The 8,150-nt window shown below is 61.9% G+C and carries 8 protein-coding genes; 4 read left to right on the top strand and 4 right to left on the bottom strand.

What is annotated here, in order from left to right:
- Nucleotides 1–1,740: PAS domain-containing sensor histidine kinase (locus EN879_RS15715; protein ID WP_164774423.1), on the top strand; the 1,740-nt coding region annotated here is incomplete at its 5' end.
- Between the two features lie 86 nt (nucleotides 1,741–1,826).
- The gene (locus tag EN879_RS15710) at nucleotides 1,827–2,534 is read left to right on the top strand and encodes a DeoD-type purine-nucleoside phosphorylase (RefSeq protein ID WP_013531859.1); all 708 of its coding nucleotides are present in this window, start codon (nucleotides 1,827–1,829) and stop codon (nucleotides 2,532–2,534) included.
- 9 nt (nucleotides 2,535–2,543) lie between these two features.
- Here the strand turns inward: EN879_RS15710 and EN879_RS15705 are convergent, their stop codons facing one another.
- The 3 genes from EN879_RS15705 to EN879_RS15695 are packed head-to-tail and all read right to left on the bottom strand — an operon-like array spanning nucleotide 2,544 to nucleotide 6,153.
- Nucleotides 2,544–3,761 (bottom strand): cytochrome c, encoded by a 1,218-nt coding sequence (locus EN879_RS15705; protein ID WP_063167924.1) that lies wholly within the window; start codon nucleotides 3,759–3,761, stop codon nucleotides 2,544–2,546.
- Complete coding sequence (locus EN879_RS15700; RefSeq protein ID WP_024503527.1) at nucleotides 3,758–5,524, bottom strand: GMC family oxidoreductase; 1,767 nt, start codon at nucleotides 5,522–5,524, stop codon at nucleotides 3,758–3,760. Before EN879_RS15700 ends, EN879_RS15705 begins: the two co-directional genes overlap by 4 nt.
- 2 nt (nucleotides 5,525–5,526) lie before the next feature.
- Complete coding sequence (locus EN879_RS15695) at nucleotides 5,527–6,153, bottom strand: gluconate 2-dehydrogenase subunit 3 family protein (RefSeq protein WP_245493823.1); 627 nt, start codon at nucleotides 6,151–6,153, stop codon at nucleotides 5,527–5,529.
- Nucleotides 6,154–6,741: 588 nt separating this feature from the next.
- On the opposite strand from EN879_RS15695, the gene EN879_RS15690 reads away from it, so the two are divergent.
- The gene (locus EN879_RS15690; protein WP_063167925.1) at nucleotides 6,742–7,179 is read left to right on the top strand and encodes a VOC family protein; all 438 of its coding nucleotides are present in this window, start codon (nucleotides 6,742–6,744) and stop codon (nucleotides 7,177–7,179) included.
- Nucleotides 7,180–7,189: 10 nt separating this feature from the next.
- On the opposite strand, the gene EN879_RS15685 is transcribed toward EN879_RS15690, so the two are convergent.
- Nucleotides 7,190–7,495, bottom strand: a complete 306-nt coding sequence (locus EN879_RS15685) for a ribbon-helix-helix domain-containing protein (RefSeq protein WP_063167926.1) — start codon at nucleotides 7,493–7,495, stop codon at nucleotides 7,190–7,192.
- A 207-nt stretch (nucleotides 7,496–7,702) separates the two neighbouring features.
- Here EN879_RS15685 and EN879_RS15680 point away from each other — a divergent pair, with 207 nt between their 5' ends.
- On the top strand, nucleotides 7,703–8,098 hold the full coding sequence (locus EN879_RS15680; RefSeq protein WP_027161507.1) for a VOC family protein: 396 nt from the start codon (nucleotides 7,703–7,705) through the stop codon (nucleotides 8,096–8,098).
- The last annotated feature ends 52 nt before the right edge of the window (nucleotides 8,099–8,150 follow it).

Genomic DNA, 8,150 nt, shown 5'->3' with positions numbered 1-8,150 from the left:
GTCAAGGCCGACCCCGGCACCACACGCAACGCGGTGATCGATCTCGATTTGACGACCATGACGGGCGAAGCGCTGCCGGTGCGCTTCATGCACCGCGTTTCGGCCAGCCGCGAAGGATTGAATGGGCCGACACGCACGATCGTGCTCAACCGCACGCAAGGCGAGGATGCCTCTGCCGATTTGCGGGCTTCGGAAGTGCGCTTCACCCGCTTCTTCAACTCGACACCGATGGCAATCGCCGGCGTCGACCACAACGGACGCATCCTGCGCACCAATGCGCCGTTTTTGTCGTTGTTTTCGTCTGTCGTCGATCGCGACGCCGTCGACCGTCGCGTGCGGCTCGACACGGTAATCCACGAACGCGACCGGCCGGCCTTCGCGGCTGCCTTCGAGAAAGCGCAGCAGCGGCAGGCCGACATCGAGCCGATCGACACGCTTCTGCCCGGCAACGACGAACGGCACATCCGCTTCTACGTCAACGCCGTCGCTGACGGCACCGGCGGCGAGGGCGCCGAGGAGTCGGCCATCGTCTACGCCGTCGAGACAACGGAGCAGAAGGCGCTGGAAGGGCAGATGGCGCAAAGCCAGAAGATGCAGGCAGTCGGCCAGCTTGCCGGCGGCATCGCGCATGATTTCAACAATGTGCTGACCGCCATCATCATGGCGTCCGACCTTTTGTTGACCAATCACCGCCCGTCGGACCCGTCCTTCCCAGACATCATGAACATCAAGCAGAATGCCAACCGGGCGGCTTCGCTGGTGCGGCAGCTTCTGGCCTTCTCGCGCAAGCAGACATTGCGGCCGGAAGTGCTCAACCTGACCGACGTGCTCGCCGATCTCAGGATGCTGCTGGCCCGCCTTGTCGGCAACGACATCAAGCTGAAGGTCGACCATGGCCGCGACCTGTGGCCGGTCAAGGTCGATATCGGGCAGTTCGAACAGGTGGTGGTGAACCTTGCGGTCAACGCGCGCGATGCTATGCCGGCGGGCGGCGATCTGACCGTGCGCACCCGCAATGTGACCGCCGAGGAGTGCAAGGCCTTTTCCTACCGCGAACTCGCCCCGGCGGACTATGTCGTGGTCGAAGTCGAGGACACCGGCAGCGGCATCGCGCCCGACGTGCTGAAGAAGATTTTCGAACCCTTCTTCACCACCAAGGAAGTCGGCAAAGGCACCGGCCTTGGCCTGTCGATGGTCTACGGCATCATCAAGCAGACCGGCGGCTTCATCTTCTGCGATTCCGAAGTCGGCAAAGGCTCGACTTTCCGCATTTTCCTGCCGCGTCACATCGCCGAAGCGAAAAAGGCAGGCGAGCCCGGCGATGCGCCGGCGGCGCCGGCAAAGGTCGCCGATCCGGCCAAGGATCTGTCGGGCTCGGCCACGGTGCTGCTCGTCGAGGACGAGGATGCCGTGCGCATGGGCGGCATGCGGGCGCTGACCTCGCGCGGCTACACCGTGCACGAGGCGTCGTCGGGCGTCGAGGCGCTGGAAGTGTTCGAGGCGCTGGGCGGCAAGGTCGATATCGTCGTTTCCGACGTGGTGATGCCGGAAATGGACGGGCCGACGCTGCTCGGCGAATTGCGCAAGCGCCAGCCCGACATCAAGTTCGTCTTCGTGTCCGGCTATGCCGAGGACGCATTCGCCAGAAACCTGCCGGCAGATGCGCATTTCGGCTTCCTGCCGAAGCCGTTTTCGCTCAAGCAACTGGCCACGATCGTCAAGGACGTGCTGGAGTCCTAAAGCCTTCCCCATGTTCCTCCTTGCGCAACGCCGTGACAACGCCATGATTGAGGGGTGAACGGCAGGAAGGCTTAGGGGAGCAACCGGTGACGCCGCACAACGAAGCGGACAAGGACGACTATGCCGACACGGTGTTGTTGCCGGGCGACCCGCAACGCGCCGAATGGATGGCGCAAACGTTCCTGGAAGCGCCGCGCTGCATCAATCGCCGACGCGGCACGCTTGGCTTCACCGGCTTGTTTCGTGGCAAGTCCATCAGCATTCAAGCGACGGGCATCGGCGTTTCATCGTTTCTGATCTATGCGCATGAACTGCTGGACCATTATGGCGCCCGGACGCTGATCCGTACCGGCACCTGCGGCAGCCTGACCGCAAAGGCAAAGCTGCGCAGCCTTGTCATCTCGCAATCGGCACAGGCGGAAAGCGCCCAGAGCGGCCAGGTTTTCGGCCTTTATGGACCGGCTGGCCCGGACCCGGCGCTCCTCGCATCGTCACGGGCCAAGGCGGTAGAATTTGGCATCGACCATCATGTCGGCCTGACGGTCTGCAGCGACATCTTCTATCACCCGGATGGGCGTGCCCGTTTTGCCGATGCACGGGCGCAAGGAGCCCTGGCCGTGGATATGGAAACCAGCGCGCTCTATGGCATATCGGAGCATTTCGGAGCACGTGCGTTGTCGATGTGTGTCGTGGTGGACAACATCGAGACCGGCGAACAGACCGACTATTCCGAGCGCCAGGCGCTTTTCACCGACATGAGCCGTCTGGCGCTCGCTGTCGCAGCCGAGAGCTAGAGTACGGGTCTACTGGGTCAATCCCTTGCGTACGGCAGCGACATCGCCGGACGAGACTGCAGGAGCCGCGTTGCCCCAACTGGCGCGCACATAGGTCAAGACGTCGGCGACCTCCTGGTCTTTCAGGCGCCAGGCCAGGGAAGGCATGGCGGGCGTCGTCGGTGCATCGGCCGTGTGCACGGCCTGGCTGCCGGCAAGGACGAGCCGGGCCAGTGTTTCGGCACTGCCCTGCGCGACGATCGAATTGCCGGCAAGGGAAGGGAAAAGCGCGCCTGACCCGGCACCATCTCCACCATGGCAGGCCGAGCAATTGTCGCGATAGATTGCCTCGCCCGCGGTCATCCGTGTTGCGTCAGGCTTTGCCGGTTGGGCGCTGTCGACATCCGAGCCCAGGCTCTTGAGGTAGACTGCAACCGCCTTGAGATCGGGATCGGTCATTTTCGACGTGGAGTTCTCGATGGCCTCCGCCATCGGACCGGAGGCAATCGAATGCGCATTGACGCCGGTCTTGAGGTATTTCACCAGATCCTCTTCCGACCATTTGCCCAGGCCCGATTGCGCATTGTTGGTGATGTCGGGGGCAAACCAGCCCTGCAGGGAGGCACCTTGCAGGAACTCGCTGTCCTTATCGGCGCCAAGGAAAGATTTGGGCGAGTGGCAGGTGCCGCAATGGCCCGCTCCCTGGACGATATAAGCGCCGCGATTCCACTCCGCCGACTTGGAGGGATCCGGCTGAAAGCTTGCTTCGGTGAAGTTGAGGGCATTCCAGCCCAGCATCGCCAGCCGGATGTTCAACGGGAACGGCAGCTGATTGGCTTCGACCTTGTTCGATACCGGTTGAACCGTCGTCAGATAGGCCCACAAGTCGGAAATGTCCCGATCGTTCATCCTGGTATAGGCGGGGTAGGGCATTGCGGGGTAGAGCCGCACACCATTGTGGCCGATGCCTGACTTCATCATGCTGCGGAAGTCGGCTTCCGACCAACTGCCGATGCCCGTCTCGCGGTCAGGCGTTATGTTGGGCGGCACAAGCGCGCCGAACGGCGTTTCGAGCGGCAGGCCGCCGGCCAGCGGTTTGCCCTCGGCTCGCGTATGACAGCCTGCACAGTCGCCGAGCACCGCCTGATACTGTCCACGTATGATCTGGTCCGCCTGGTCGGCACTCCATGCCGGGCCGCCAGTGAGGGCCGCAGCACCGATGGCGAGCGTGAGAACGAGCTTGTTCATGCCTGCACCAGGGGTGCACCGGGATTGCGCAGATATTGATTGCGGATGGCATCGGCGGCGCGGAAAGCGAGCGCGCCGACCGTTCCTGTCGGATTTTTGCCGGCATTCTGCGGGAAGGCCGACGCACCGATGACAAAGACGTTGGGGACGTCCCAACTCTGGAGGAAGGTGTTGACCGCGCTCTTCTTCGGGTCCGTTCCCATGATGGCGCCGCCCGTATTGTGGGTGCTCTGGTAGGGGACGCTGTCCCAGCCTTTCTTGCGGCGGCTGACGGCGTACTGCTTTCCGCCGAGCGCCTTGGCAATTTCCTCCATCCGGTCGCAGACATAGTTCGACATGCGGATGTCGTTGTCGGGAAAATCGAACGTCATGCGCATCAGCGGCCGCCCGAAACGGTCCTTGTAGGTCGGGTCGAGGTCGAGGTAGTTGTTGCGCGTCGCGTAGCTGCTTCCCTGGGACGAGTAGCCAAGCGTGCTCTTGTAGCCCTCGACCGTTGCCTTCTTCCAGGCGCTGCCCCATTTCGGCGTGCCGGGCAGGGTCGGCCTGGTTCCGATCGGGCGCCCGTTGGTGGGAATGCAGTTGATGCCCGCACCGCCGACGAAGTCCAGCGCGCCGTGGTCGAACGCGTCACCATTGTAATCGTCGATCGTCTGGCCGAGCGCGCCTGCGGCGATGAACGGGTTGAAGTTCTTGTCGTCGAAGAACACCTGCACGCCGGCGTTTGTCTGGTAGCAGTAATTGCGCCCAACCGTTCCTTCGCCGCTGCCGGGGTCGTAGATCTTGCCGATGCCGGACAGCATCATCAGCCGGGCATTGTGCAGGCCGTAGGCGCACAGCAGCACCAGATCGGCCGGCTGGAAGTACTCCTCGCCTGAGGTATCGACGTAGGTCACGCCGCGCGCCGACTTGCCTCCGGGAGCCAGATCGACATGCAGTACCTCGCTGTCGGTGCGGACTTCGAAATTGGACTTCTTCATCAGCACCGGAAGGACGGTGGTCTGGGCGCTCGACTTCGAATAGTTGGCACAGCCGAAGCGTTCGCAGAATCCGCAATAGGTGCATTGACCCATGGCGATGCCGAGCGGGTTGACATAGGCCCGCGACATGTTGGCGGATGGGGTCGGGAAGGGATGCAGGCCGATCGACCGGCCGACCTCGGCGAACAGGGTTGGCGCGTAGGTCATCTGCATCGGCGGGTTCGGATAATCCCGCGACCTTGGATCCTCGAACGGATTGCCGCCTTCCTGCAACTGCCCCTTGATATTGCCGGCCTTGCCCGAGATGCCTGCCAGATACTCGAACTGGTCGTAATAGGGCTCCATCTCCGCGCCGGTCACGCCCCAGTCCTCGACCTGGAGATCGGCGATTCTCGATGCACCATATTTCTTGGTCAGATTGGTCTTTATCTGAAAGTCTGAATCCCAGAACCGCCAGGTGTGGCCGTTCCAGTGGACGCCGGCGCCGCCGACGCCGTTGCCGGGGAGGAAGGAGCCGAAATCGCGCATCGGCAGCGCCTTCTGCGATGGGTCGTTGCGCACCGTCATGGTTTCCACGGCGGGCTGCAGGAAGAGGTCGCGCCGGATGCTGTAGCGCAACTCATCCTGCGCGTAGCCGATGTTGAAATCGGTTGCCGTATCGCGCCAGGGGCCGCGTTCTATAGCCACCACGTCCAGGCCCTGATCGGTCAATTCGTGGGCCAGAATGGATCCCGTCCAGCCGAGGCCGACGATCACGACGTCTTTGCGAGGCAGTATCTTGGTCATGATCAGGCGCCTTTGCCGAGCCATTCGGGGCGCCCGATGATCGAGACAGGCGGCTGCGGATATGGCTGATTGTGTTTGCTGACATGGTCGCGGTAGTCGTAGCGGGCGCCTGGAGAACCAAGCATGCGCCACGAGACCATGTCCTTGTTGCCGCCATAGACGGGGTCGGCAAAGAACCCCTCCATGGTGTTCTGCAGCAGAAGCCCGAAGAAACCCGGCCCCTTGACGCCATTGGGCAGGTCGACCTTCCCGGCCTCCATAGCCGTCAGGAAGGCATCCTGTTCGGCCGGTGCGAGCTCGACGAATGTCTTGCCGTCCCGCTGTTTCAGGAAAGCGTCGATGGCGGCAAGCCCGGTGCGGTAACGCTGCGCCGGATTGGCCTCGCCCTGATAGCCCTGGGTGGGCAGTCCAGGCAGAAACGGGCCTTGCGTGTAAAGCCGGCTCGACGCACCGAACGCCCCCATCAACTGCCTGTCGATATAGACGGCGCAACCGGCTTCCTTGCCGCCCATGCTGAGCTCGTCGGCCGGAATGATGCGGTCGACGATCGCCTCGACTAGAGCTGCTTCCTGGGCCGAGAAAAAGTGCCAGCCGCCTGCCACGACCTGCGTCGGTGGATCGGATGTCATTGGCGTCCAGGGCAAAGTGCCCGAGAACGATCGCGCAAAACCGGCCGATGTCGCGGTTGCCGTAAACATTGCGACCGAGGACAGGAAAAGACGCCGATTCATTCGGACAGGGTTGCGACGGTTCATATTAGGAATCTCAAAAATAAGAGAGCACGCTTGGGAAGTGATTCCCAAGTATTCATGACAACGATAGTTAGGTTAAGCCGCAGATCGAATGCCGATAGACTGCGAGATGAAAATGACCTCGTCAACCACATCACAAAATCGTTAGCGAGGGTTTGGTCTACTGTCGATCAGGTCTGCTTGTGCTGTTGGAAGCCGGTTTTCGCCCGGAACTTGGGCTGCAGCGTCGCCTCTTGCAGAGCGTCCTGGCATACGCGGCCGGATACTGGACCGATAGAAACAGCATCGTGCCATCAGGCATGAATCAGGGACAGCCACAGACCGGCTGGCGTTCGAGGTAGTGGTCGACACCAGGGCGCCACCGCGACGTATCACGAGGCGTTCCGGACCCCTTGATCATACCTGCTCAGCTGGCAAGCAGCCTAATGAGTTTACGACCTGGACGACGCCTTGTAGACTGAACACATGGCGCTCAAACGGATGGACAACATAGGAATCGTCGTCGATGACCTCGAAGAGACGATTGGTTTCTTTGGCGAGCTCGGCCTTGAGCTCGAAGGGCGGGCCACGATCGAAGGAGAATGGGCCGGACGTGTCACTGGACTGGGCGATCAACGCGTCGAGATTGCCATGATGCGGACGCCGGACGGCCACAGCCGGCTCGAACTGTCCCGCTTCCTCACGCCGCCTGCCGTCTCGGATCACCGCAACGCCCCGGTTAACGCCCTCGGCTACCTCCGCGTCATGTTCGCCGTGGACGACATTGAGGGGACGCTTGAAAGGCTCCGCAATCGCGGTGCGCGGCTCGAAGGCGAAGTTGTCCAGTATAGAGACGTGTATCGGCTCTGCTACATTCGAGGGCCCGGAGGGCTTCTCATAGGGCTCGCGCAAGAACTAAGCTGAGCGCAATGCGCTAAGCGGCCTGCCGCTTCGGCACCATCTGCTCATCCATCCCCGGCCGATGGCCGCGCAGATAGAGCGCGCAGGTGGTGCGCAGCATCGACGCAAAGTTCGGGATGGCGCCGTTGATCTCTATGGCTTCGTCATAGAGCTTGGAGATGAATTTCGGCGTCGTCAGGTTCTGGTTTTCGGCGATCTCGTCAAGCAACGCCCAGAACGTCGCTTCGAGCTGGATGCTGGTCGAGTGACCGTCGATGCGAATCGAGCGGTTGATCTGGCGATAGCCTTCGGGGTCCTGGCCCGCAAACACCCTGCACATCCGACAAACCTCCCATGATTGTTGGTCTTGGGTGGACGGCGTGCAGTTTGATACTGCTTGACCTGTCCCCACACGTATTCTCGGGCAAAATTGCCGGTCCGGCAATCGGACTTTCGTCCCGTTCGCGGCTGCGGGCGTGGTAACCGGCTGCCACCACCTTTTGTCCGCGCCGCGCATAATCGCCTCCACACCAGCGCGGAGACTAATTTGGCCAAGGCGATCCACAGTATGATCCGGGTTCTCGACGAGACCCGATCGGTCGATTTCTACAGAAACGCCTTCGGGCTCAATGTCGCCGACAGGCTGGATTTCGAGACGTTCACGCTCCTTTACCTCAGCAATGCCGAGGCAGGGTTCGAGCTCGAACTGACCGTGAACAAGGATCGGCAGGAAGCTTACGGGCTCGGCGACGGCTACGGTCACTTCGCTGTCTCCGTCGCCGACCTCGACAGCGAACATGACCGTCTCGGTGCGCTTGGCCTGAATCCGAAGAAGATCGTCGAGTTCAACCGCGACGGATCGCTGATCGCCCGCTTTTTCTTCATCGAGGACCCCGACGGCTACAAGATCGAGGTTCTGCAGCGCGGAGGTCGCTTCCAATAGGAGACATAGCAGTCGCGCCGGCAGGTGCGGCGCCAGCAAACGCACTCTCAAC

Source organism: Mesorhizobium sp. M7A.F.Ca.AU.002.02.1.1 (assembly GCF_003998535.1).
GTDB classification, from domain to species: domain Bacteria; phylum Pseudomonadota; class Alphaproteobacteria; order Rhizobiales; family Rhizobiaceae; genus Mesorhizobium; species Mesorhizobium ciceri.
This window is presented reverse-complemented; position numbering and strand designations above follow the sequence as displayed.

What these genes read in the sequence shown, in the direction of transcription:
- EN879_RS15705 (WP_063167924.1), bottom strand. Translation starts at nt 3,761, where the DNA reads ATGAACAAGCTCGTTCTCACGCTCGCCATCGGTGCTGCGGCCCTCACT.
- EN879_RS15700 (WP_024503527.1), bottom strand. Translation starts at nt 5,524, where the DNA reads ATGACCAAGATACTGCCTCGCAAAGACGTCGTGATCGTCGGCCTCGGC.
- EN879_RS15695 (WP_245493823.1), bottom strand. Translation starts at nt 6,153, where the DNA reads ATGACATCCGATCCACCGACGCAGGTCGTGGCAGGCGGCTGGCACTTT.
- EN879_RS15690 (WP_063167925.1), top strand. Translation starts at nt 6,742, where the DNA reads ATGGCGCTCAAACGGATGGACAACATAGGAATCGTCGTCGATGACCTC.
- EN879_RS15685 (WP_063167926.1), bottom strand. Translation starts at nt 7,495, where the DNA reads ATGTGCAGGGTGTTTGCGGGCCAGGACCCCGAAGGCTATCGCCAGATC.